We start from the raw sequence: 24,221 nt of genomic DNA, 5'->3' as shown, positions 1-24,221 counted from the left end.
CCGGACCGACTCGTTCCCTCGTCCCAGCGTGACACCACGCCACCCCCTCGGCATTCCGAAGCCGGGGGGCGGCAGGTGCCGGGGGCCGGGCGGGCGGCACAGCTCCCCCGCTCCGCACTCCCCCCTCACCACGAGCCGTGCTCGCCTTGCCCTGTCGCCCGGAGCGGTCGGGTCGGGAAGTCAACAGCCCCCGGATGTACGGTAGTTGGCGTACCGGTGTGGCCGGGGCGACGAATGAGGCCGGAGTGGGTGGAGGGGTCTCCCGGGGCCTCGCGCGTGCGTTGCGGGTGCCGGTCGAGGCGACCCTCGGCGTACGGACTGGCGGGCGCGGGACTGCTCAACGCCGACCAGTTCCGGCTGAACCGGCTGATGGGCAACGCGGGCGGCGCGGGCGGTTCGGCCGACGCGGCGGCGAACGCCTCCGGCACGACGCCGCCGCACAAACCCGAACCGGAGTCCGTCCTCGTCCAGTTCACCCTGGACGTACGGGTGGTCGCCCAGGTCACCAACCGGGTGCGCGCCTCCCGTACCGGAACCGCCGCGCGGGAACTGACCCTGCGCCGCCCGGTGGTGATCCGCGTGCCCGCCCCGGCCGTCCGCCGCATGCTGGCGACCCAGGGCACCCGGCTCCAGGACCCGGACGACCACCTCGGCCTGAGAGCGACGACGAGGGCGGTACCGCCGCCCAGCTTCTGAGCGGCGGGGTGGGGCGTGAACCCGGGGGCCATGGCCTGCGGGGGGCCGTGGCCCCCGGGTGCGGCCCCGCTGTGGCTGGGACAGACTGGACGGAGGCATGACCTCGTCAGGGGCACGTGAGGAGGGTCCGGCGTGGGCTACGACCGGCTGCCGCTCAAGTGGCTCTTCACGGGCGCCGAGGACACGCTGCTGTCCGCCGTCGCGGACGCGCCCGGCGAGGTGGTGGAACAGGCCCACGAGTACGGGATCCTGCGCCGCCTCCTGGACGGTACGCCCGCCGCGGTGGCGGTCCTGGACCACCGGCTGCGCTACCGCTACGTCAACGCCGCGATGGCCCGGATGAGCGGGGTGCCCCCTTCGGCCTTCCGCAGCCGGACCATGGCCGAGGTACTGCCGGGCGTCCACCGCTCGGAGGAGATCCTGCGCATGGTCCTCGAAGACGGCCGCCCCCGCGAGCTGTCCGTCACGGGCAGGACGCACGCCAGCTCGCCGTTTCCGAACCGCCAGTGGAGCGCGGTCTACCACCGGTTGGAGGAGAACGGACGGGTCACCGGACTGTGCGGCATCGCGATCGAGGTCAGCGGGCTGCGACAGTCCATGGACGACCTGGAGCGGACGCAGCAACGCCTCGCCCTGCTCGACACCGCCACCACCCGCATCGGTACGACGCTCGGTGTGCGGGAGACCTGCGCCGAGCTGGCCGACTTCGTGGTGCCGATCCTGGCCGACCGGGCGAGCGTCAGCACGCTGGAGGAGGAGTCCTGTGACGCCCCGCCCCCGGCTCCCGGTGTCGTACGGCTGCGCGTCGTCGCCGTCGCCGGAGGCCCGGACGGCGTCAGCAGCCTGGGAGCGATCAGGAACATCGGGGAGTACCTCGACGCCCGCCGTGGCTCACAGCCCAGGATGTGCCTGGACACCGGCCGACCCTGGGTGGGAAACCTCGTCACGGACGACGTACTGCTCGACATGCATGTGCCGCCGTCCAAGTTGAGGTCGATGCGCGCGGCGGAGATCCACTCCCTCCTGTGCGTACCCCTGCCGACCAAGGGACATCCGGTCGGCCTCCTCGCCCTGTTCAGGGGCGGCGACTCCGCCCCCTTCACCGACGAGGACGTCATCGTCGCGCAGGATCTCGCCGGTCGGGCCGCCGTCGCCATCGACAACGCGCGGCAGTACTCCTTCGAGCACGACATGGCCCTGGAGTTGCAGCGCGCGCTGCTGTCGGAGCCCGGTGTCCCGCACCCGGACGTCGAGGTCGCCTCCCGCTATCTGCCGGCGGGGCGGCACGCGCTGGTCGGCGGGGACTGGTGCGACTCGATCGCGCTGCCCTCGGGGCAGACCCTCCAGGTCGTGGGGGATGTGATGGGCCACGGGTTCACCGCGGCCGTCGCCATGAGCCACTACCGCTCGCTGCTGCGCACCCTCGCCGTGTCCGGCGCCCCGGTCGAACGCGTCCTGGACGAGGCCGACCACCGGGTCGCGAGCATCGGCGTCGACCGGGTCGCCACCTGTCTGCTGGCACTCGTCGACCCCGGCTCCGGCACCTGCGCGATCTCCAGCGCGGGCCATCCCCCGCCGGTGCTGCTGCGCCGCCAGGGCCGTACGGATCTGGTGCCGGTCCCGGCGGGGCCGCCCCTCGGGACCGACCTCGGCGGGCACGAGGCGTCGACCGTGCCGCTGCCGCCCGGGGACGTGCTCCTGCTGTACACCGACGGGCTGATCGAACAGCGCCGTGTGGACATCGACGCCTCACTGCGCCGTCTGACGGGGCTCGGTCTCCGTGTGGACGGCCCGCTGGAGGGGGTCCTCGACACCCTGCTCGCGCGCCTGGTCCACGGGCCCGCCGAGGACGACGTCACCCTGCTCGCCGCCCGCCGGAAAGCCGCCTGAGACAGGCGGGCGCCGTCGGCCGTCCAGCCACAGCACCGCCGCCGCGTAGAGCGCGACGAGGGGCACGTCGACGGCGAGCATCGTCCAGTCCATGTCGGCGGCCGTCTGCTCGATGCCGAGGCCGTCGACGGTGGCCGACAGGACGCCCAGGGGGAGCAGGTTGTTGAGGACGTGCAGGGCGATCGCCGCTTCGAGACCGCCCGTACGGATGGTCAGCAGGCCCGTGACCAGGCCGAACACCACCAGGTCGGCGAAGCCCCAGGGCGTTCCCCAGCCGTGCGCGGCGGCGAAGAGCACGGCCTGCGGTACGACCGCGATCCACGGCGAGCGGCACCAGGCCCCGACCGCCTGCGTCAGCCAGCCACGGAACACGTACTCCTCGGCCGCCGCCTGGAACGGCACGAGCAGACAGACCATGGCGAGGCCGAGCAGGAACGGGGTCAGGCCGGCCCATGTCCAGTCCGGCCCGCCACCGCCGCCGCCACCGCCGCCGCCGTCGGCTCCGGGGAGGAGCAGGGAGAGGCCGAGGGTCGCGGCGGCCACGGGCAGGGCCACCGCGAGGCACCGTCCGAGGCGGCGCCACCGCAGTCCGCCCGCGACCGACGCGACGGTGCCGGCCGGGCGGCGCTGCGTCCAGCGCGCGGCCAGCAGCACCACCGGGATGCACAGGCCGAGGGAGAGCAGCATCAGGGCGGTCTCGGCGATCGTGCCCCAGACGATGTCGCCGTCGGCGTCACGGGGGCGGTCGAGGATCGCGCCGGCGATCTCACCGCCCACGAGCACCAGCAGCGTGACGACCACCGCGCCGAGCACCACCACCCCGGTCCCCACCAGCGGCCTCCACCACCGGTGCCGCCCGGTCACGAGAGCGAGCCGGTGGTACGGGAGGGGTGGGAGCGTCGGAAGGGGTGGTGGGGGCGGCAGCGGCGGGGGCGGCGGGGCGGCGGTGTGCGGCGTCGTCATGGGCATCAGCTTCCCGGTGTACGGACGGTCGTGGCGTCGGCCGTACGTACGACCGGTGTCTCCAACCGGGGATAGGGACGGCCGCCGCAGCGGGCCGAAAGTATGATCGGCGCCATCATGGAGCGCATACGGAACTGGCTGCTGCCCGCGCTGTTGGCGGTCGTTCAGCTGTCCGTCTGGCCGGGGTACGCGCTGCTGCGCGGCGAGACGGTGGAGGCGCCCCGGCTCGTCGTGGGCCTGGCCGTGACCGTGGCGGCCACCGCCGTGCTGGGGACGCGCCGGCGTTTCCCGGTCGCCTCGGCGCTCGTCATCGATGCCCTGACGCTGACCGGCCAGTTCGTCGTACCGGACGAGGGACTGGGGGCCGCCGCCGTGGCGGGCGTGGTCGCGCTGTACTCGGTGGCGGTCCTGCGGCCGGGCCGGACGGCGGTCCTCGTCGCGGCCGTGATGATCGGCTCGGCGGTGCTCGGGTCCCTGACGGCGTACGACTCGGCCGTCGACATCGGCGGGGAGGCGCTGGCGAGCCTCACCGTGTTCGCGGGCACCGTGGGCGCGGGCCGCAGCCGCCGCCAGTGGCTCGCCGGACGGCGGGCCGCCGAACGGGAACTGGCGCGCGCCGAGGCCGTACGGGGCCGCGCGGCCACCACGGAACGGGACCGTCTCGCGCGGGAGTTGCACGATGTCAGCGCGCACCACCTCACCTCCGTCGTGGTCACCGCCGAGGCCGCCCGGCGGCTCGGTGACCGCAGGCCCGAACTGACCGCCGACGCGCTGCGGTCGGCGGCGGAGGGCGGGCGCGCGACCGTGGAGGCGCTGCACCGGCTCGTGACGGTGATGCGGACCTCGGCGGCCGACGAGGAGAGCCCCCTGGAGGAGCGCGTCACCGAACTCGCCGCCGGATTCGTCCGCCTGGGCCAGCGCGTGAGCCTCGACATCGCCCCCGGCCCGGCCGCCCTGACGGGCCCGGTGGCCGAGGCGGCCTTCGCCCTCGTCCGCGAGTCCCTCACCAACGCCCTGCGCTACGCCCCCGGTACCGCCGTACACGTCGTGCTCCGGGACGGCGGCGAAGCCCTGGACCTCGTGGTGCGGGACGACGGAACGCCCGGTCCGCCACCGGACGCGGCGACGGCTTCCGTAGGCGCGGCACCCGCCCCGGCCGTGTCTGCCGTCCCGGCCGTGCGGCAGGGGCTCGGGGCCGGGCGGGGGACCTCGGGGATGCGGGAGCGGGCGGTCGGGCTCGGCGGGAGCTTCGCGGCGGGGCCCCGACCGGACGGGCCCGGCTGGGTCGTACGGGCCCGGCTGCCGTACCCCTCGGCGGCGGGGCGCCGCAACTCGGCGCTCCCGCGCGTGAGTTCGGCGGACACGGCGACCGTGCTCGCGGTCGCCGCGCTGCCCGTCGTCGCCGTACTGATCGAGCGGCCCGCCGCCACCGCGACGGCCTGTCTGCCCGCCGTACTGCACGCCCTGCCGCTGCTGTGGCGGCGCCAGGCCCCCTGGACCGCGCTCCTGCTGGTGCTGGCGACCGCCTGGATCCCCCCGGTGGCCCTGGCCCACGGGCTGCTGCCCTCGGACGTGGCCTGGGCGCTGACCCTGACGGGGGCGTGCGCGGAGTGCGTGGCCCTGCGCGCGGTGGCGGCCTACGCCGGGCCTCCCGGCCGCACCTGGCCGGCGATCCTCCTGGTGGCGGGCGGTCTCGCGGCGGCGACGGTCACCCTGGACGTGCTGAGCGGCGGCCCTCTCACGCCCGACGGCGGGGACGGGGGTCTCGGCACGGTCGGTTTCCTCGGTTTCCTCGGTGTCCTCGGCTTCGTCGCCGTGATCGTCGCCGGGTTCCTGGCCTTCCTGATGGCCGGGGTCTGGGGCCTGGGCGTCTTCGTCCGCCGGCGCCGCGAGCGGGTCACCCGGCGTGAGGACAGCGCGCTTTCGGCGGCGGTGTGGTCCGCGGTCGTCGAGGCGTACGAGGAACGGCAGCGCATCGCCGCCGAGTTGCGCCAGGCGGTGCTGCGGCACGCCGACGAGGTGGTGGCCCACGCCGAACGCGCCGACCTCGACGGCGCCGCCGACCAGGCCAGGGCCGCCCTCACCGCCATGCGCGGACTGCTGGCCGTGCTGAGACAGGGCGCGGCGACCGACACCGGGACAGAGCACGAGGAGATGCCCCCATCGAAACCCCAGCCCCCGTCCCAGCCCCGGGACAAGACCCAGCCTCAACCTCAGTCTCATTCTCAGCCTCAGCCTCAGCCGAAGACCCTTCGGACCTCGTCCGGGTGATGGTGGTGGACGACCAGGCCGTGGTCCGGGCCGGGTTCGCCGCCATCGTCGACGCGGAGCCCGATCTCACCGTCGTCGCGGAGGCCGGCGACGGCGCCCACGCCGTCGAACTGGCGCGCCGGACCGCCCCCGACGTCGTCCTGATGGACATCCGGATGCCCGGCATGGACGGGCTGACCGCCACCCGGCTGCTCACCGCGTGGGACGACGCCCCGCGCGTCCTCGTCCTGACCACCTTCGACCAGGACACGTACGTCCACGACGCGCTGCGCGCCGGAGCCTCCGGGTTCCTCCTCAAGGACGCCCGGCCCGAGGAACTCCTCGGCGGCATCCGGGCCGTGGCCTCCGGCGACGGCATCCTCGCCCCGGCCGTCACCCGCCGGCTGATCGAGGCCTTCGCGCACTCCGCGCCCGCGCCCGACCCCGCTCCCCTGGCCACCCTCACCCCGCGTGAGCGCGAGATCCTGACACTGGTGGCGGCGGGACTCGCCAACGCCGAGATCGCCGACACCCTCGGCGTCACCACGGGCACCGTGAAGTCCCATGTCAACGCGCTGCTGCGCAAGTTGGGCCTGCGCGACCGGGTCCAGGCCACGATCTTCGCGTACGACACCGGACTGACCCGGCCGCGCGGGGCGTGAGGCACCGCCCAAACGCGCGACCCGGGGCCGGTGGTGGCTACGGCTGCTTGAGGTCCTCGGGGGTGTAGAGGTCGCTCACGGCAAGCACGGACTCGTAGTTCTTCTTGTCGACGCTGATCGGCTGCAACAGATAGGCGGGGACGGCCTTGACGCCGTTCTTGTAGGACCGCCGGTTGTTCAGCTCCGGCGTCTCGCCGTTGAGGATGTCGTCGGCCATGTTCGAGGCCATCTCGGCGAGTTGGCGGAGATCCTTGAACACGGTCTGCGACTGCTCGCCCGCGATGATCGACTTCACCGAGGCCAGTTCGGCGTCCTGGCCGGTGACGATCGGGAGGGGCTTGCCCGCGGCGCCGTAGCCGTCCGCCTTCACCGCGTTCAGGACGCCGATGGAGATCCCGTCGTACGGCGAAAGGACCGCGTCGAGCCGCTCGTTGCCGTACGACTCGGCGAGGACCCGCTTCATCCGCTTCTCCGCGGTGGGCCCGTCCCAGCGCAGGGTGGTGATCTGGTCCATCTCGGTCTCGCCGGACGGGACGACCAGCTGCTTGTTGTCCAGGTACGGCTGCAGCAGGTGCATCGCGCCGTCGTAGAAGAACTTGGTGTTGTTGTCGTCGGGGGAGCCGGCGAACAGTTCGATGGTGAACGGGCCCTTGCCGTCCTCCAGTCCGAGCTTCTCGATGATGTGGCGGGCCTGGAGGCGGCCGACCTGCTCGTTGTCGAAGGAGACGTAGTAGTCGACGTTCTTGGTGCCGAGGATGAGCCGGTCGTAGGAGATCACCGGGATGTCCGCGGCGGCGGCCTTCCGGAGCGCGCCGTTCAGGGACTTGTTGTCGATGGCCGCGATGATCAGCGCGTCCACACCCTGTGCGATCAGCTTCTCTATCTGGGCGACCTGGGCCTTCGGATCGTCGTCGCCGTACACCAGCCTGGTCTTGTACCCCTTGCCCTCCAGGTCCTCGACGACGCTCTTGCCGTCGGTGAGCCAGCGCTCGGAGGCCCGGGTGGGCATGGCTACGCCGATGGTGCCGCGCTCGGTGCTGCCCCCGGTGGTCTCGCCGCCGCAGGCGGAGACGGTGAGGGCGAGACAGGCCACTCCGGCGAAGGTGCCGAGTGCGGTTCTTCGGTTGGGCATGCTGATCGATCCGGTGCGCACTTGAACCCCGTTGTTCGAAATCTCGTCGCTTGGTCGCAAGGTGGGCGAGACATTAGGAGGGGACGTGTCGGAGTGTCAACGGAACGAACACAAACGGTTCCAGAAAGCATTCACGCTCGCTCACGGTCGCTCAAGGCCGCCGGAGGTAGCGCGCGGGTGAGGGGGCAGGTGGGGGCGCGCGCGAGGGCGGGGGCCGGGCGGGCACGGCGGGAGGGCCGGGCGGGGGCGGGCGGGAGGGCCGGGCGGGAGCGGGCGGGAGGGCCGGGCGGGAGCGGGCGGGAGCGGGCGGGAGCGGGCGAAGGCCGAGGGGCGAGGGCGGGAGCGGACGGGCACGGAGCGGACGGGCACGGAGCGGACGAGGGCGGGGGCAGGCGACGGCTCGGGCAGGCGACGACAGGGGCAGGCGACGGCAGGGGCAGGCGACGGCTCGGGCGGGGCTGACTCGGGGCGGCGAGGATGATGGGTCGTATGCGCATCCGCATCGACGCCGTCGACCTGCCCGGCCTCACCCGCCCCGACTCCGCCGCCTCCGCCGCCTCCTCCTCCGCCGACTCCGCCACCGCCTCCGCCGCCGCCGACGGTGGTGGTGGCACCGAGGTGCCCGCGTCCGGGGTTCTCCATGTCGCCGTCCAGCGCCGTGACCGGCCGGCCGAGCTTCTGGAGCCGCGGCCGGGCGACGCTTCGTCCGCGACCTGGACCTTGGAGTGCACCGCGAGCACCTCGTCGGCCGGTACCGACATCAAGGGCCCCTATGTGCAGGACCGGCTGGGCAGGCGGTTCGTCTATCTGTCGTGGGGCACGGTCGACGAGTCGGGGACCTTCACGATGTTCCGCCGCGCCAAGCTGATGTTGGACGTCGTCCCCGCCGACGTACTCGCCGCCGCCGCGCGCGACGGCCTGCTGGTCGGCCGTCTCGGTCTCACCGACGCGCGGGGCGGCCCGCTGTGCGGACGGGTCGAGCCCCCGCACATCACCTGGACCGCGCCGCCACCGATGTGAGATGTGACGTTCGTCGCCGTCACGGGACTCCGGGGCCTTCACCACCACCCCGCGCACCCGCGTCGCGAGCGTCCGCGAGGCCCATCGAAGGAGGTCACGGCGCCACGGCCGGCGACACCCGGCCGGAACACCACATCCACGCGAACCAATATCTGTATTCGCGAGAGGAGAAATAGGTCGGGGGCGCCACGAGTATTCCTCGATCTCCCCTCGTTCTCCCCTCGATCTTCCGACGGATCAAAAACATCGATCACCCAGGGGCGATGGCATCATGCTAATGTCGATGCCAGTTGCAGGTGTGGTTACCAGAAGGTTCATTTTTCCGACGGGTTAATCAGCACGGCGACAAAACGGAATCCGCACAGGGTGAATTCCGTAAATCGTCTCCGAAGGAGAAATGACATGGCCACCGGTACCGTGAAGTGGTTCAACGCGGAAAAGGGCTTCGGCTTCATCGAGCAGGACGGCGGCGGCCCCGACGTCTTCGCCCACTACTCGAACATCGCCACCCAGGGCTTCCGCGAGCTGCAGGAGGGCCAGAAGGTGTCCTTCGACATCGCGCAGGGCCAGAAGGGCCCGACGGCCGAGAACATCGTTCCCGCCTGACGCCTGCGGCAACGCATTCTTCGCAGCTGGGGCCCGCACCTTGGGGTGCGGGCCCCAGCTCGCCGCGTTTCTGGACGCGCGCCCCCAGTCCCCGGCTCGTTCTCGCGATTCTCTGCGCCGTTCCTTCCTGCTGCGGAAATTCCTTGTTACGTGCCCACGTGTCACATAGAGGAAGGTTCCGCTTGAACCGCGTACGCACCGCACGCACCGCACGCACCGCAAGGACCGAACGCACGACCCGCTCCACCCGCTCCACCCGCTCCTTCGACCGCTCGCGGTCGTCCGACGCCAAGCGCTCGGACGCCCCTCGGCGCCACAAGGGCTCCGACCGCCGGCGCACCACCCTCCAGGGCGAGTTCGCGCCGCCGGAGACGGTCACACCCGCGCTGCCCGCCGTCGAGGCGTTCGCCGACCTCGCCCTGCCCGCGCCGCTGCTGGCCGCGCTCGGCCAGGAGGGCGTGACGGTGCCGTTCCCCATCCAGGGCGCGACCCTGCCGAACTCCCTCGCCGGACGTGACGTCCTCGGCCGCGGTCGCACCGGATCGGGCAAGACCCTCGCCTTCGGCCTCGCGCTGCTGGCCCGTACGGCGGGCCGGCGCGCGGAGTCACGCCAGCCGCTCGCCCTCGTCCTCGTCCCCACCCGCGAACTCGCGCAGCAGGTGACCGACGCGCTCACCCCGTACGCCCGCTCCGTGCGGCTGCGGCTGGCGACCGTGGTCGGCGGGATGTCGATCGGCAGGCAGTCGGGGGCGCTGCGGACCGGCGCGGAGGTCGTCGTCGCGACGCCGGGCCGCCTCAAGGACCTCATCGACCGCGGCGACTGCCGGCTGGACCAGGTCGACATCACCGTCCTCGACGAGGCCGACCAGATGGCCGACATGGGCTTCATGCCGCAGGTCACCGCCCTGCTCGACCAGGTGCGGCCCGGCGGACAGCGGATGCTGTTCTCGGCCACCCTGGACCGCAACGTCGACCTGCTCGTCCGCCGCTATCTGAGCGACCCGGTGGTCCACTCCGTCGACCCCTCGGCGGGCGCGGTCACCACCATGGAGCATCACGTGCTCCATGTCCCCGAGGCGGACAAGCACCGGACGACCACCGAGATCGCGGCCCGCGACGGCCGGGTGATCATGTTCCTGGACACCAAGCACGCCGTGGACCGGCTGACCACGCATCTGCTGAAGAGCGGCGTCCGCGCCGCGGCGCTGCACGGCGGCAAGTCGCAGCCCCAGCGCACCCGGACCCTCGCCCAGTTCAAGACCGGCCATGTGACGGTGCTGGTGGCGACCAACGTCGCGGCCCGCGGCATCCATGTGGACAACCTCGACCTGGTCGTCAACGTGGATCCGCCGAGCGACCACAAGGACTACCTCCACCGGGGCGGCCGTACCGCGCGCGCCGGCGAGTCCGGCACCGTCGTCACCCTGGTGACCCCCGGCCAGCGGCGCGGCATGAGCCGGCTGATGAGCGCGGCGGGCATCGCCCCGCGGATCACCTCCGTACGGTCCGGGGAGGAGGAGCTGAGCCGAATCACCGGCGCCCGCCCCCCGTCCGGGGTGCCGGTCGTCATCACCGCACCGGCCCCGGCCCGCCCCGCACGCCGTGCCGCGTCGTCCACGCCCCGCTCGTCCCGGGGCCGCCGCGACGGCACCGGACAGAGCCGTACGTCCGGTCAGAGCCGTACGTCCGCTCAGAGCCGTACGTCCGGTCAGAGCCGTACGTCCGGTCAGAGCCGTACGTCCGCTCAGAACCGTACGACCGGTCAGGCGGCCCGGCGGCGCGGCCCGCGACGGCCCGCCGTGGACCAGGCGGCCTAGCCGAGCGACCCGGCCAGACCGCCCGGCGAGACCGCCGGCGAGGCGGAGAACCGCAGTGATCCCGGAAGGGCCCTGCCGACACACGTCGGCGGGGCCCTTCCGTCGTCCCACCCGGCCGCGATCCCCGCACCCCGACAGATGGTGTTGAATTTCCCCGGGGCCCCGGCGCCATACGGCGCCGGGGCCCCTCTACGCGTTGCACAACGAGGTGACATGACAGCAGACAACCCGCTCAGTGATCGTCTGGACGACGACGACTACCCCGCCTACACGATGGGGCGGGCCGCCGAGATGCTCGGCACCACCCCCGCGTTCCTGCGAGCCATCGGCGAGGCCCGGCTGATCACTCCGCTGCGCTCGGAGGGCGGACACCGCCGGTACTCCCGCTACCAGCTGAGGATCGCCGCGCGCGCCCGCGAGCTGGTCGACCGGGGCACCCCGATCGACGCCGCCTGCCGCATCGTCATCCTTGAGGACCAGCTGGAGGAGGCCCAGCGCATCAACGCCGAGTACCGCCGCCGCGCCGGACACGACACCCCCGACAACACCGATCCCGGCTCCGGCTCCGGCTCCGGCTCCGGCTCCGGCTCCGGCTGATCAGGAGTCCCGCGCCCCTTGCCTTCTTCCTCCTCCTTCCTCCTCCTTCCTTGCTTCTTCCTTGCTTCTTCCTTCCTTCTTCTCTCCCGGTCACGGCCGGTACGCGGCACGGTTGTGGTACGTCACCTTCCCGCTCGGCAGCTTCGTCGGGGCGAAGAGCTGGTCGACGGTCACGAAGTGGAAGCCGCGCGCCTTGAGGGCCTTGATGATGCCCGGCACCGCGTCGACCGTCGTCTTGTGGATGTCGTGCATGAGGACGATGTCCCCGGGCCTGGTCTGCGCGTTGACGTACTTCACGAGCCGGGCGGTGTCGCGGTACTTCCAGTCGAGGGTGTCGACGCTCCAGTGCACCAGCGGCCGTCCGGCGGCCGAGCGGACGGCCGCGTTGTGGGCGCCGTAGGGGGCGCGGACGGTGGTGGGCTTCTTGCCCGTCGCCTGCTGGATCACGGTGTCCGTGCGGGAGAACTGCGACTTGATCTTCGCGGCGCTGAGCTTGGTCAGATCGGCGTGGTCCCAGCTGTGGTTGCCTATCTGGTGCCCGGCCGTCGCCGCGGCCTTCACCGTCGCCGGGTTCTTCTGCACGTTCGTGCCGACGGCGTAGAACGTCGCTCTGGTGTCGCCGCCGGCCTTCAGGAGGTTCAGCAGCCGCTGCGTGTCCTTGACCGGCCCGTCGTCGAAGGTGAGCGCCACGCACTTCACCTTGCGGCAGTCGACGGCCTTGGGGGCGGCGGAGGCGGACGAGGCGGTACCGACGAGGGTGCCGGCGCAGAGCGCGGCGATGGTGGTGGCCGAAATGACGAGGCGTCGTTGCATCAGGTCCTCCGGAGACGGTGAACTTCCCTTACGAGCAGCGGACTTGCCTGTAAGACGCACACGACACGGCCTTGGATGTACGCGATGGGCGGAGCATTTCGCTCCAGTTGGGATTGTTCTGTCCGCGCTCAGCGCAGCGGCCGGCAGTACAGCGCGTCGGGGGTGCGCGACGAGCCCACGCGGCCCGTCCAGGCGATCCCGGCGGCGTACTCGCCGTCCGCGCACTGGCCCTTGTAGTGGCCCTGGGCGAAGTCGCCGCCCTTGGGCGCGGGGCCCCGGTCGTCGCCGCGGTCGAACCAGACGGTGCGTCCGCCCGTGCCGGTGAGCGAGCCGGGCGGGGCGGGCACGCACAGCGCGGCGGAGACGGCGGCCCCGCGCACGCCGTAGCCGGTCAGGAAGTGGCCCTCGGGGCACTGGAGTTTGGTGTAGCCGCTCGCCCAGTCCCGGCCCGGCACGACATACCGCTCGTCGACGACCACCTCCGTGGCGGCCTCGGTGGCCCCGGCGGGCTCCCGCGCGAGCACGCCCGAGACCACGCCCGAGACCGCGTCCGAGACCGCGACCGCCGGGGCGGGTGCCAGCGGTGGCAGCAGGAACACGGCGGCCAGCGCGGCCCTGACGAGGGTTCCTCGCACGATTCCCCTCCACCACCCTCCATGAGATCCACCCACCACCAATGTCATGGCGGCGTCATCATCGCGGGCGGTGCGTGATTGGTCCAGACCGACAACTCCCCTTGTTTACAGGGATGTTGGCAGGGGATGAAAGCCCCGGGGCTGGCAGGGGCAGGGGCAGGGGCAGGGGCAGGGGCAGGGGCAGGGGCAGGGGCAGGGGCAGGGGCAGGGGCAGGGGCAGGGGCAGGGGCAGGGGCAGGGGCAGGGGCAGGGGCAGGGGCAGGGGCAGGGGCAGGGGCAGGGGCAGGGGCAGGGGCAGGGGGAGGGGCAGGGGGAGGGCGTATGAAGTGGCGTCGGCGGCCCAGGTCGGGCGCGACGGGTGGGGACGACGGCGCCGATCTCAAGCGGCGGGTCGGCGAGTTGTTCACCGAGGCGCAGGTGCTGATGCTCGGCGGGCGGCCCGCCGAGGGCGTGGCCTTGCAGCAGGAGGCCCGGGGGATGATGGACGTCCTGATCGAGCGGGACCCGGCCGACCGCGCGGCCAGGGAGATGCTCGGCAACCTGCTGTACGGCCTGGGCTCCACGCTGACCAGCGCGGGCGAACCGGGCCGGGCCGTCGACGCGCTCACGGAGTGCGCGGCCGTCTACCAGGAACTCGCGGGACCCGGCGGGGAGGCCGCGTCCGCCATGGTGCCGCTCCTCGCGGACGTCCACGCCCGCAAGGCGCAGGCGCTGAGCGCCCTGGGACACGGGGTGTCCGCCCTCGTCGAGTCGGACGAGGCCGTCATCGGCCATCTGGAACTCGACGCCGGTGACGCCGCCAGCCCCTATCTTCTCGACTTCGCCCGGGTGCTGAGCATGAACGCGGGTGTGCTCTACGACTACGGCGACCGGGACCTCGCCGTCTGCTCGGCGGACTGGGCCGTCCGCTACTACCTGTCCAAGGGCGAGGAGATCAACAGCGGTCCCCTCGCCGTGTCCGTCATGCACGGCCGGTATCTGCGGCAGGCCGCCGGCATCGCGGCCCGGGTCCACACCGAGCAGGGCAGGTCCGAGATCGCCCTCGCCGCCGGCGGGACCGAGCTGCACACCGCGCGGGTCATGGCCCGGTCGGACAGCCCCGGCGACCTCGCCGACCTGGTCTCCACGCTCACCCGGCACGGGCTGAACCTGCGCGTCGCGGGCCGTACGACCGAGGGCAACGACCTCGTCCGGGAGGCCCGAGGCATCGATCCGGCGGCCGAGGCCGACGCCACTCGGGAATGGCAGTCCCTCACCGGGCGCGGCCCGCAGGGCGGCGGCGGGCGCCCGGTCGTGTCCTACTCGGCCGCGATCACCGCCGCGACCCGCGCGCTCGGCGACGACAAGGTGCCGTCGGTCCTGCGTGACCTCGTCTTCGACCCGTCGGACGGGGCCACGGCCGTGACCCCGTCCCTGCGCTGCGAACCGGAGACCGCGCCCGCCCTGGCGACCCTGCTCGCCGAGGTCGCCGTCGGCCTGCTGCGCCACCCCGGCCCGGACCATCTCACCGCGGCCGGTGTCCTGGGAATCCAGGCGCACTGCCTGTTCGCCTCGGCCTCCCGGGCCCAGGTGACGGCCATGCGGTTCCGGTTCCACGAGTTCGGGGGCACCTGGGCGCGGCTGCTCCTCGCCCTGATCGCCGCGTCCGGGAGCGGCCCGGCGGACGGGGCGATCGGCGAGGATCTCACGGGCCGGCTGAGCGACGTCGCCACCCGGCTCCAGCCGTTCAGCACGCTCGACGGCGCGACCCGCCACCTGGTCGAGGAGTGCGAGGCCGTCATCGCCCGCCGACACCCCTGACCGCCCGCCCCGCACATACGTGCAGGACACACCCTTGCCGCAACACTTAGGCAAGCCTTACTATGTCCAATCGCACCACCACACCGCACCACCACACCGCACCACACCGCACCACCACACCGCACCACTCAGGGCCCCACGTCCCACCGGACACGGGTCGCCCGCGGCGAGCGCTCCAGCGACGCAGCCTGGCCGTTCCTCCCACAGGCCCCAGGGCCTGGGAGGCACCCCCCAGCCGGAACCCGCTGCCTCAGGACCCGCCACGTGACTCACACCCCCCAAGGTCTCTACGACCCCGCCCTCGACCACAGCGACTGCGGCGTCGGCTTCCTCACCCGCCTCGACGGGACGCCGAGCCATGACGTGATCCGCAAGGGCGACGAGGCGCTCCGCGCGATCCCGCACCGCGGCGGCAAGTCCGCCGAGGGGGTCGGCGACGGCGCGGGCGTGAGCATCGACCTGTCCGTGGAGTTCTTCGGCGCGCTCACCGGCGAGCGGCTGCGCGCCGGGCACTTCGGTGTCGCGAACTGCTTCGTGCCGACCGACGCCGGCCGCCGCGACGGCGCCATGGACCTCGTGGCCCGCAGCATCGCCGAGCAGGGCTTCGAACTGCTCCTCGTCCGTGATGTGCCCGTCGACCATACCGTCGCCCCGCCCGCCGCCGAGCAGTACCAACTGCCCATCGTGCAGTGGGTGTTCCGGGCACCGGAGGACTGGGAGCGCACGGAGGTCGACTCGGCCGCCAACCGTGCCCTGCTCGCCGTCGAGGCCGTCGCCTACGCCGACACCGACACGTACGCCGGTCTGTACCCGCTCTCCCTCAGCGCGCGCACCCAGGTGCTGAAGGGCCGGCTCAACTCCGGTGAGATCGTCGGGTACTTCCTCGACCTGACCGACCCCCGGCACTCGGTCCGCTCGCTCTACTTCCACACCCGGTTCTCCACGAACACCGAGCCGCATCCGACCATGGCCCAGCCGTTCCGGCTCATGGCGCACAACGGCGAGCTGAACACGGACCGGAAGAACCGGCTGAGCGACGAGGCGCTGGCGCGTGCCCGGACCCGGAGCATCGTGCGCCCGCCGGGCCAGTCCGACTCCAGCCGCCTCGACCAGACCCTCCAGAGCCGGGTGTTCGACGACGGTCTCGACCTCGTCGAGGCGGTCGTGTCGCTGATGCCGCCCGCCTGGGAGAACGACCGCACCCTGCCCGACGACGTCCGCGACATGCTGGAGTACTTCTCCCTCTACGAGGAGAAGAACGACGGCCCCGCCGCGCTCATCTTCAGCGACGGCGACGTGGTCGGCGCCCGTCTCGACCGGCTGGGGCTGCGCCCGCTGCGGACCGTCGAGACCGCCGAGTACCTGATGGTGGCCTCGGAGGCCGGGCAGGTCACGTTCCCCGACGACGAGGTCGTGCACCGGGGCCGTATCGAGGCCGGCGGCATGCTCGTCGTCGACCACCGCACCGGAAGCGTGATGCGCACCCGGGACGTCCTCGACTCCCTCGCCGCGCGCCGCCCGTACAGCGAGCTGCTCGACGCGGCCCGGGTGCACCTCGACGACCTGCCCGCCCCCGACTACTACCGGGGCACGACGACCCTCGGCTACGACGGCGACCTCACCCTCGCCGGCCGGTACGTGGCGTACGCGCTGAACCAGGAGAGCTTCCGGTTCATGCTCGACCCGATGCTCGCCACCGGCTCGGAGCGGATCTCCGCGATGGGCTACGGCAACGCCATCAACGCGCTCAGCGACACCGAGGGCGGTATGGCGAAGTACTTCTCGCAGCGCTTCGCCCAGGTCACCAACCCGCCGCTGGACAGCATCCGCGAGGCCGACGGCATGAGCATGCGGGTCGCCCTCGGCCAGAAGCCCGACGGGACCGGCAGCACCAACGCCCGCCAGCTCGTCGTCTCCTCGCCCGTGCTCGGGCATCTCGACATGGTCCGGCTGCGGGACCAGCGGATCGTGCCGCTGGAGCGGTTCGCCATGCTCTACGACCCGGTGGCCGGGGACGAGACCGCGAACGCCGACGCGCTGCGGACGGCCCTGCACCGGCTCTGCGACGACGTCGAGCGGTTCGCCGCCGAGCAGGGCGGCATCGCGATGCTCACCGACCGGAACGTGTCCTCCACCCACGCGCCGCTGCCGGTGATCCTCGCCGTCGCGGCCGTCAACCAGCGGCTCATCGAGACCGGGCTGCGGCTGCGCGTCTCGCTCGTCGCCGAGAGCGGCCAGCTGGCGTCCTCCCACCATGTCGCGACCGCGCTCGGCTTCGGCGCCTCCGCCGTCTACAGCCTGAGCGCCCGGCTGCGCGCCGAGGAGAAGTTCCCGAGCGCGCCCGCCCCCGCCGGGGAGATCACCGAGACGGACCGGGCGCTCGCCAAGTTCCGCAAGGCCGCCGAGAAGTCCCTCGCCAAGACCATGGGCCGGGTCGGACTGTGCACCGCCGAGAGCTACATCGGCGGCGAGTTCTTCGAGCCGAACTACCTCGACACCCGCGACGACGTGTTCGCGCGGACCTTCCCGCACATGGAGGCCCCGGTCGGCGGTGTCGGCTTCGCCCGTATCGCGCAGGCCGCCACGGACTGGCACGAGCGGGCCCGGACCGTGGAGACCGAGGGGCAGGTCCCGCTGCTCGGCCTGTTCAAGGAGCGCTCGGACGGCGCCGGGCACTCGTTCGGTGTCACGGCCGTACGCGGCTTCGGCGACATGGTCGAGGAGCGGGCCGGGTTCGGCCGCCCCGAGGACCCGGACGCGCTCCGCCTGCTCACCCTCGGCCAGCTCGACGACGCGTTCGGCATCACCGACGCCGCGTACCGGAACACCGGGTACGACGCGCTCAGCGAGGCCGAGATCGACGCGTTCCGGATCACCCCGGGCTACCGCGCCTTCCTGCGGACCACGCACGAGGAGCGCTCACGCCGCCCGGCCGCGCTGCGGGACGTGCTCGCGCTGCCCGCCGATGTGACGGGGCTGCGTACGGCCGGGGACTTCGCCCGTGAGCTGGGCCGGTTCTCGACCGACGGCAACGCGAGCGTCACCGTGCGCGGGGTGGCCGTCACGGTCACGGAGGAAGGCGTACGGCTGCGGCTCACCGCCCCCGGCCCCGACGCGGCCGAGCGCCACGCGGCCCTCGCCGAAGGACTCGCGCTCATCCACCCCGGCGACGTCGAAACCCTCCGGGCGGACGCCGAAGGGACCGTCGTCTCCGCCACCGGCCCCGCCGCCCGTCTCCTCGCCCTCCTCGACACCGCCCCCGACAGCGTCCCGCTCGACGAGGTGCAGCCCGCGCACGAGATCACCCGCTCGCTGGCCTCCGGCGCGATGAGTCACGGCGCGCTCGTGGCGACCGCGCACGAGGCCGTCGCGCACGGCACCAACATGGTCGGCGCGATGTCGAACAGCGGCGAGGGCGGCGAGCACCACACCCGGTACGGCACCATCCGGGGCTCCCGGATCAAGCAGTTCGCGTCCGGCCGGTTCGGGATCTGGGCCGGCTATCTCGCCGACCCGATGCTGGAGGAGCTGGAGATCAAGATCGGGCAGGGCGCGAAGCCGGGTGAGGGCGGCCAGCTGCCCGCGCCGAAGGTGACGGTGGACATCGCCGCCGCCCGTGGCGGCACCCCCGGCATCGAGCTGATCTCGCCCCCGCCCCACCACGACACGTACTCCATCGAGGACCTCGCCCAGCTCATCCACGACTGCAAGGCCGCCCGGGTCCGCGTCATCGTCAAGCTGGTGTCCTCCGAGGGCATCGGCACCATCGCGGTCGGGGTCGCCAAGGCCGGCGCGGACGTCATCAACGTCGCCGGGAACACCGGCGGCACGGGCGCGGCGGCCGTCACCAGCCTCAAGTACGCCGGACGCTCGGCGGAGATCGGCGTCGCCGAGGTCCATCAGGCGCTCGTCGCCAACGGCCTGCGCCAGAAGGTCGTCCTGCGCTGCTCCGGCGCCCACCAGACCGGCGGCGACGTCGTCACCTCGGCCCTCCTCGGCGGCGACAGCTTCGAGTTCGGCACGACCGCGCTGATGATGCTCGGCTGTGTCATGGCGAAGAACTGCAACGTGAAGTGTCCGGCCGGGCTCACCACCAACCCGGAGGTCTTCGAGGGCGACCCGCGCGCCCTCGCCCAGTACCTCCTCAACATCGCGCACGACGTCCGCCAGATCCTCGCCCGCCTCGGCCTGCGCTCGCTGCGCGAGGCCCGGGGCCGCACCGACCTGCTCCAGCTGCTCGACCACCCGGCGAGCGTCGGCCGCCTCGACGTCCGCCGCCTCCTCGCACGCGTGCCCGAGAAGATCGTCGAGGACCCGGAGTACCTGGAGAAGGACTTCACCACCGACGACGCCCTCATCGAGCGTGTCCGCGCGGCCCTGATCGACCGCCGCGAGCCGTCCCTGCTGGTCGAGGGCGTCCGCCTCGGCAACAGCGACAAGTCGGTGGGCGGCCAGCTCGGCATCGACGTGGAGCGGCTCCTCAACCACGAGTTCGACGGTGGGGTCCCGGCCGTCCCCTCCATCACCACCGACGACCGTGGCCGCCGCCGTCTGGTCGACGACGCCGTGACCGTCCGCACCACCGGGTCGGCCGGACAGTCGTACGGCGTCTTCTGCAACGACGGCGTCACCCTCGAACACACCGGCACCGCCAACGACGGCGTCGGCAAGAGCCAGAGCGGCGGCCGGATCGTCGTGCGCGCCCCCGGCGGCGGCAGCACCGAACGCGGCGGCAACGTCCTCGTCGGCAACTTCGCGCTGTTCGGCGCGACCGGCGGCCGTACCTTCGTGCAGGGCGAGGCGGGCGACCGGTTCGCCGTACGGAACTCCGGCGCGACGGCGGTCGTCGAGGGCGTCGGCGACTTCGGCTGCGAGTACATGACCGGCGGTACGGTCCTCAACCTCGGCGGGTTCGGCAAGGGCCTCGGCAACGGCATGAGCGGCGGCTTCCTCTACCAGTACGACCCCTCGGGCGAGCTGGCGGGCCGGGTGAGCGCCGACTCGCTGCTCGTCTTCCCGGTGACGGACACCGCGCACGGCGCCTTCCACGAGGAGGCCGTACGGCTGCTGCTGACCTGGCACGTGGAGGCCACGGGGTCGCCGTTCGCGGCCCGCCTCCTGGAGAACTGGTCCGCCGAACGCGACCACGTGTACTGCGGGATGCCCCGCGCGCTGCTCCTCTACCAGGACGCGGGGGAGATCCTCGCCGCGGCCACCCGCTCCGAACTCCTTGACGAGCTGGCGACCTCCGTCGCGACGGACAAGCTCCGGGCGTTCAAGGTCGACTACCGCGACCGCCGTACCGTCCTCGGCGGCCGGGCCCCGGCCTTCGGCGACCAGGGCAGCGACGACATGTTCTCGCTGCTGTCGTCGTACACGGTCCTCGGTGTCGCGCAGGATCTCGCGCTCCAGCGGGTGCCGGGCGCGACCGGCCCGGACGACCCGAAGGTCACGGCGGCCGTCCGCAACCTGATCCTCACCGAGGACTTCTTCGTGAAGCAGCGGGTCGTGAAGTATCTGCGCGGCACGCTGGACCGCTTCGACGACGGCGAACTCGCCACCCTCATCGCGATCAAGCGCCTCGACGACTACAAGCGCGCCCTGAAGCAGCGCAACAACCTGAGCGTGGACGCCCCCGGCACCTACGGCTGGATCGTCCACCAGACCATCAAGAACGCCGGCCGCGTCCGCGCCGCCCGGTTCGACGAACTGCTCGCGAACGCGGCACTCGACGACATCGCCGCACGCCTCGCCCCGCAGGCCCCGACCGAGACGGTGACCGCATGACCTTCCCTCCCACCACCTCGGCCATGCCCTCGCACCTGCCCCCGACCGGGACCCTGATCCCGGCCGACGCGCCCTTCTCCGCCCAGCAGGAGTCCTGGCTCGCCGGGTTCCTCGCCGGTGTCGCCGCCGCCGGACGCCGGGAGGGCGCAGGCTCCGACGCGCCCGCCGCGACGATCGACGTCCTCATCGGCACCCAGACCGGCAACGCCGAGCTGGTGGCCGAGGACATCGTCGCCGGTGCCCGCGCCCGCGGCCTCGGCGGCCGGACCGCCGCGCTCGACGACGTCACCCCGGACGCGCTCGCCGCGATGTCCCACGTCATCGTCGTCACTTCGACGTACGGCGAGGGCGAGATGCCCGACAACGCCGGGCTCTTCTGGGAGGCCCTGCAGTCCGACACGGCCCCCCGCCTGGAGGGCGTGCGCTACTCGGTCCTCGGGCTCGGCGACCGGGGCTACGACGACTTCTGCCAGGCGGCGAAGCTCATCGACACCCGGCTGGAGCAGCTGGGGGCGACCCGGGTGCACGACCGCGTCGACTGCGACGTGGACTACGAGGAACCGGCGACCGAGTGGACGGCGGCGGTCCTGGACCTGGTCGCCGCGGAGACGGGCGCGACGGCCACCGCCGCGCCCGCGCCCAAGGCGCCCGCGCGCCCCCGTTCCGCCTGGAACAAGCGCACCCCGTACCCCTCCCGGCTGACCACGAACCGGCTGCTCTCCTCCCCCCACAGCGCGAAGGAGATCCGCCACTACGAGTTCGACCTCGCCGACAGCGGCATCACCTACGAGGCGGGCGACGCGCTGGCCGTCGTACCGCTGAACGACGAGCAGCTGGTGACCGACCTCCTGACGCATCTCGGCGAGAGCGGCGACCAGCCGGAGCTGACCCAACTCCTGCGCACGGAACGGGAGATCCGCACCCCGTCCAAGGAACTGATCGCGGACCTGGTCGAGCGGGCCCCGGAGAGCGAGCTGGCCTCGGTCGTCGCGCACGGCGACCGCTCGGACCTGGACTCCTGGCTCTGGGGCAGGGACGTACTGGACCTGCTGCGGGACGCGGGCCCCAAGGCCCCCGCCCTCCCCGAACTCCTGCCCCTCCTCCGCCCGTTGCAGGCCCGCCAGTACTCGATCTCGTCGAGCCCGCTGGCCCACCCGGGCAGCGTCCACCTCACGGTCGCGTCCGTGCGGTACGACCGGTACGAGGGCGTGGCATCGACCTACCTGGCGGACCGGGTCGGTGCGGACTCGACCGTGGGCATCTACCTCCAGCCGAACGCCTCCTTCAGCGTCCCGGCGGACGACTCCTCTCCCATGATCATGATCGGCCCCGGCACGGGCATCGCCCCCTTCCGCGGCTTCCTGCACGAGCGGGCCGCGCGGGGCGCCTCCGGCCGCAACTGGCTGTTCTTCGGCGACCGCCACCGCGAGACGGACTTCGTCTACGAGGACGAACTGACCCTGCTGCGGGACCAGGGCGTCCTCACCGAGCTCGACCTCGCCTTCTCCCGCGACCAGGCCGAGAAGATCTACGTCCAGACCCGGATGCGGGAGCGGTCGCGCGAGCTGTACGCGTGGCTGGAGGACGGCGCGCACGTCTACGTCTGCGGCGACGCCTCCCGCATGGCGAAGGACGTCGAGACGGCCCTGCTGGGCGTCATCGCCGAGCAGCGCGGACGCGGGGACGACGACGCGGCGGAGTACCTGGCCACGCTCCGCCGGGCCAAGCGCTACGTACGGGACGTGTACTGACCATGACCGACCACCACGGCTGCGGCTTCGAGGCATGCTGCGGCCGAGGCCGAGACGGAGGCCGGCGCAACGGCACGGCACGCCTGATCGACCCCCGTATGCCGGAGCTGGCGCGCAGCCTGACGCTCTTCCGGTACGTCCACGCCGTCACCGGCGGTCCGGTGGCCCGCCTGGACCAGGCCGGCAGCTACGCGGTGCCGACCCTGCGCGGCGAGGCGTTCACCGTCCACCCGGGCTCGATCACCCTGCGCCTGGACGCGGACGGGGTGGACACGGCGGTGGTCGCCCGGGACACGGAGGACGCGGTCGTCGTCCGCCTCCTCTCCCCGTCCGGCCGAACCGTGCACGAGGGCCGGCTCCTGTCGGAGGGGGACCGCCTGCTGGCGGGCCTGACGGGGACGGTCGAGGCGGGAGTGGGGGCCGCCGGAGTACGCGAACGCCCCGAGGCCCCCTCCTGGGAGAACGGCGACCAACTCGCCCAACTCGACGCGATCCTGGCGGACGGCGGGGCGGCCCGCCGCGCGGCGCTCACCCGCCACGGCGCCGCACACCGTGCCGTGGACGTGGCCGTCCTCCCCTCCCTCCTCGACCACGTCTGCTCGGTGGGCCTGCCCATCGGGGTGGCGGTCTTCGCCCCGTCGACGATGCAGGCCTGCGCGGGCCCGGTCCACGTCACCGACCGCACGGTCGGAGGACGCGTCTACGCGGCGATCGCGAACGCCTCCCTGGAGCTGGACCTCCCCGCCGTCCACTCCTGCCACCTGACCCGCTCCCCCGCCGCCCACGGCCCCACGTCCTCCCTGGAACTCGACGACGAGAACGGCGACTGCGTCGCGCTCATCACCCAGTTCGGCATCGTGGGCGAGCAGGTGCACGGGGCGTGGGAGCACCTGACGGCATCACTGCCGGACGCGTAGGAGTCCGGCACGGGGCCGCCCTTCCGCACCCCCTGGCGGAAGGACGGCCCCGGCGTTGTCCGGTTCCGATGGCAGCCCGGTCAGTACGACTTGCCGATACGACTTGCCCGTACGACTTGTCAGTACAGCTTGTTGACGGCCGTGGTGGTGGTCTTCTTGAAGGCGGCCACGGGAGCGCCGGTGAAGTCGCCCATCTGCTGCCACTGCACGACGGTGACGGTGTTGCCGTCCCGTCCCACCGACATCAGGGCGACATCGGTGGAGCCCCCCGACGTCTCGGTGTTCACGCCACGGACGTGGGCGCCCTCCTCGACCGGCAGGGTGCCGTAGTCCCGGCCCTCGGCGTCGATGTCGGGCGAGCCGGCCTCCAGGCGGTCGGCGCAGGTGCGGAACAGGTCGTCGTAGTGCTTCGCCAGACCCTTGGCCAGAGCGGGCGTGGTCGCCACGACGGTCAGCTGCACGGCGCCGGTGTCCAGGTCGGTCCGGAACTCCCGGTGCCGGTACTCGTAGTCGATCACGTTCTCCGTGTGGAAGCAGAGGTCGAGCGACGCCGGAACCCCCTCGGCGACCGGCCCGGCCGTCCAGGACGACGTCGGGTGCGGCGGCAGCTGCGACGCCGACAGGAACTTGGGCGCGGCGGCCTTCGACGCGGCGCCGGCGGCGGGTGCCGCCACGACCGAGCCCGCCGCGAGGGCGGCGACGGCGAGTGCGGTGAGAGCGCTCATTCGCATGCGCATGGACATGGGTGTTCCCCCGTATGGATGAGTGGTTGGACATCGAATGCCCCGACGAGCCCGGCTGGTCGGCCCGGACCTGCTCGGTGCGACACCAAAAGCATCACCGCCCCCACCGACCAACCGCAACAGCCCACGCCGGACCAGACAC

Annotated in this window: 15 protein-coding genes and 2 pseudogenes; 12 read left to right on the top strand and 5 right to left on the bottom strand. The window is 72.7% G+C overall.

Annotated features, from left to right (window positions below; all coding sequences use genetic code 11):
* The first annotated feature begins 249 nt into the window (after positions 1-249).
* Both F9278_RS25750 and F9278_RS25745 read left to right on the top strand, forming a co-directional pair.
* Complete coding sequence (locus F9278_RS25750; protein ID WP_193241628.1) at positions 250-696, top strand: hypothetical protein; 447 nt, start codon at positions 250-252, stop codon at positions 694-696.
* A 132-nt stretch (positions 697-828) separates the two neighbouring features.
* Positions 829-2,517, top strand: a pseudogene (locus F9278_RS25745) (SpoIIE family protein phosphatase); the annotation flags it as partial.
* On the opposite strand, the gene F9278_RS48800 reads toward F9278_RS25745, so the two are convergent.
* Positions 2,446-3,549, bottom strand: a complete 1,104-nt coding sequence (locus F9278_RS48800) for a CPBP family intramembrane glutamic endopeptidase (protein ID WP_404818944.1) — start codon at positions 3,547-3,549, stop codon at positions 2,446-2,448. The pseudogene F9278_RS25745 and the gene F9278_RS48800 overlap by 72 nt on opposite strands.
* Positions 3,550-3,666: 117 nt before the next feature.
* Between F9278_RS48800 and F9278_RS25735 the strand changes: the two genes are divergently transcribed.
* Both F9278_RS25735 and F9278_RS25730 read left to right on the top strand, forming a co-directional pair.
* Positions 3,667-5,820, top strand: a complete 2,154-nt coding sequence (locus F9278_RS25735) for a sensor histidine kinase (RefSeq protein ID WP_152170430.1) — start codon at positions 3,667-3,669, stop codon at positions 5,818-5,820.
* A complete protein-coding gene (locus tag F9278_RS25730) occupies positions 5,820-6,461 on the top strand; it encodes a response regulator (RefSeq protein ID WP_152170429.1) in 642 nt (213 codons plus the stop codon). Before F9278_RS25735 ends, F9278_RS25730 begins: the two co-directional genes overlap by 1 nt.
* Positions 6,462-6,498: 37 nt before the next feature.
* Here the strand turns inward: F9278_RS25730 and chvE are convergent, their stop codons facing one another.
* Positions 6,499-7,593 (bottom strand): multiple monosaccharide ABC transporter substrate-binding protein, encoded by a 1,095-nt coding sequence (gene chvE, locus F9278_RS25725; RefSeq protein ID WP_152170428.1) that lies wholly within the window; start codon positions 7,591-7,593, stop codon positions 6,499-6,501.
* Between the two features lie 489 nt (positions 7,594-8,082).
* Between chvE and F9278_RS25720 the strand changes: the two genes are divergently transcribed.
* The 4 genes from F9278_RS25720 to F9278_RS25705 all read left to right on the top strand — a co-directional run bounded on the left by F9278_RS25720 (position 8,083) and on the right by F9278_RS25705 (position 11,633).
* Positions 8,083-8,613 (top strand): DUF5990 family protein, encoded by a 531-nt coding sequence (locus F9278_RS25720; RefSeq protein WP_226966939.1) that lies wholly within the window; start codon positions 8,083-8,085, stop codon positions 8,611-8,613.
* Positions 8,614-9,015: 402 nt separating this feature from the next.
* On the top strand, positions 9,016-9,219 hold the full coding sequence (locus F9278_RS25715) for a cold-shock protein (protein WP_030600152.1): 204 nt from the start codon (positions 9,016-9,018) through the stop codon (positions 9,217-9,219).
* Positions 9,220-9,401: 182 nt separating this feature from the next.
* Complete coding sequence (locus tag F9278_RS25710) at positions 9,402-11,036, top strand: DEAD/DEAH box helicase (protein WP_152170426.1); 1,635 nt, start codon at positions 9,402-9,404, stop codon at positions 11,034-11,036.
* Positions 11,037-11,249: 213 nt separating this feature from the next.
* A complete protein-coding gene (locus tag F9278_RS25705; protein ID WP_152170425.1) occupies positions 11,250-11,633 on the top strand; it encodes a MerR family transcriptional regulator in 384 nt (127 codons plus the stop codon).
* 90 nt (positions 11,634-11,723) lie between these two features.
* On the opposite strand, the gene F9278_RS25700 is transcribed toward F9278_RS25705, so the two are convergent.
* Together F9278_RS25700 and F9278_RS25695 are read right to left on the bottom strand one after the other, a co-directional pair.
* Positions 11,724-12,446 carry a polysaccharide deacetylase family protein gene (locus F9278_RS25700; RefSeq protein WP_152170424.1) on the bottom strand — a complete coding sequence of 241 codons (723 nt, stop codon included), beginning with the start codon at positions 12,444-12,446 and terminating at the stop codon, positions 11,724-11,726.
* 128 nt (positions 12,447-12,574) lie between these two features.
* Positions 12,575-12,931 (bottom strand): annotated as a pseudogene (locus F9278_RS25695) (glycoside hydrolase); the annotation flags it as partial.
* Between the two features lie 471 nt (positions 12,932-13,402).
* Here F9278_RS25695 and F9278_RS25685 point away from each other — a divergent pair.
* From F9278_RS25685 to F9278_RS25670, 4 genes are all read left to right on the top strand, one after another.
* Complete coding sequence (locus tag F9278_RS25685) at positions 13,403-14,881, top strand: hypothetical protein (RefSeq protein ID WP_193241627.1); 1,479 nt, start codon at positions 13,403-13,405, stop codon at positions 14,879-14,881.
* Between the two features lie 264 nt (positions 14,882-15,145).
* Complete coding sequence (locus F9278_RS25680; RefSeq protein ID WP_152170421.1) at positions 15,146-20,668, top strand: glutamate synthase-related protein; 5,523 nt, start codon at positions 15,146-15,148, stop codon at positions 20,666-20,668.
* On the top strand, positions 20,665-22,419 hold the full coding sequence (locus tag F9278_RS25675) for a diflavin oxidoreductase (RefSeq protein WP_226966938.1): 1,755 nt from the start codon (positions 20,665-20,667) through the stop codon (positions 22,417-22,419). Before F9278_RS25680 ends, F9278_RS25675 begins: the two co-directional genes overlap by 4 nt.
* Positions 22,420-22,421: 2 nt before the next feature.
* Entirely contained in the window at positions 22,422-23,336 is a 915-nt protein-coding gene (locus F9278_RS25670; RefSeq protein WP_152170420.1) for a hypothetical protein, read from the top strand.
* A gap of 119 nt (positions 23,337-23,455) precedes the next feature.
* Here the strand turns inward: F9278_RS25670 and F9278_RS25665 are convergent, their stop codons facing one another.
* Positions 23,456-24,079, bottom strand: coding sequence for a hypothetical protein (locus tag F9278_RS25665; RefSeq protein ID WP_152170419.1), 624 nt, complete (start codon positions 24,077-24,079; stop codon positions 23,456-23,458).
* Positions 24,080-24,221 lie beyond the last annotated feature (142 nt).

Source organism: Streptomyces phaeolivaceus, from assembly GCF_009184865.1.
Lineage (GTDB): Bacteria > Actinomycetota > Actinomycetes > Streptomycetales > Streptomycetaceae > Streptomyces > Streptomyces phaeolivaceus.
This window is presented reverse-complemented; position numbering and strand designations above follow the sequence as displayed.

Excerpts from the sequence above, each read along its gene's own strand:
- F9278_RS48800 (WP_404818944.1), bottom strand. The coding sequence starts at position 3,549 with ATGACGACGCCGCACACCGCCGCCCCGCCGCCCCCGCCGCTGCCGCCC.
- F9278_RS25735 (WP_152170430.1), top strand. The coding sequence starts at position 3,667 with ATGGAGCGCATACGGAACTGGCTGCTGCCCGCGCTGTTGGCGGTCGTT.
- F9278_RS25730 (WP_152170429.1), top strand. The coding sequence starts at position 5,820 with ATGGTGGTGGACGACCAGGCCGTGGTCCGGGCCGGGTTCGCCGCCATC.
- chvE (WP_152170428.1), bottom strand. The coding sequence starts at position 7,593 with ATGCCCAACCGAAGAACCGCACTCGGCACCTTCGCCGGAGTGGCCTGT.
- F9278_RS25720 (WP_226966939.1), top strand. The coding sequence starts at position 8,083 with ATGCGCATCCGCATCGACGCCGTCGACCTGCCCGGCCTCACCCGCCCC.
- F9278_RS25715 (WP_030600152.1), top strand. The coding sequence starts at position 9,016 with ATGGCCACCGGTACCGTGAAGTGGTTCAACGCGGAAAAGGGCTTCGGC.
- F9278_RS25705 (WP_152170425.1), top strand. The coding sequence starts at position 11,250 with ATGACAGCAGACAACCCGCTCAGTGATCGTCTGGACGACGACGACTAC.
- F9278_RS25700 (WP_152170424.1), bottom strand. The coding sequence starts at position 12,446 with ATGCAACGACGCCTCGTCATTTCGGCCACCACCATCGCCGCGCTCTGC.
- F9278_RS25685 (WP_193241627.1), top strand. The coding sequence starts at position 13,403 with ATGAAGTGGCGTCGGCGGCCCAGGTCGGGCGCGACGGGTGGGGACGAC.
- F9278_RS25675 (WP_226966938.1), top strand. The coding sequence starts at position 20,665 with ATGACCTTCCCTCCCACCACCTCGGCCATGCCCTCGCACCTGCCCCCG.
- F9278_RS25670 (WP_152170420.1), top strand. The coding sequence starts at position 22,422 with ATGACCGACCACCACGGCTGCGGCTTCGAGGCATGCTGCGGCCGAGGC.
- F9278_RS25665 (WP_152170419.1), bottom strand. The coding sequence starts at position 24,079 with ATGTCCATGCGCATGCGAATGAGCGCTCTCACCGCACTCGCCGTCGCC.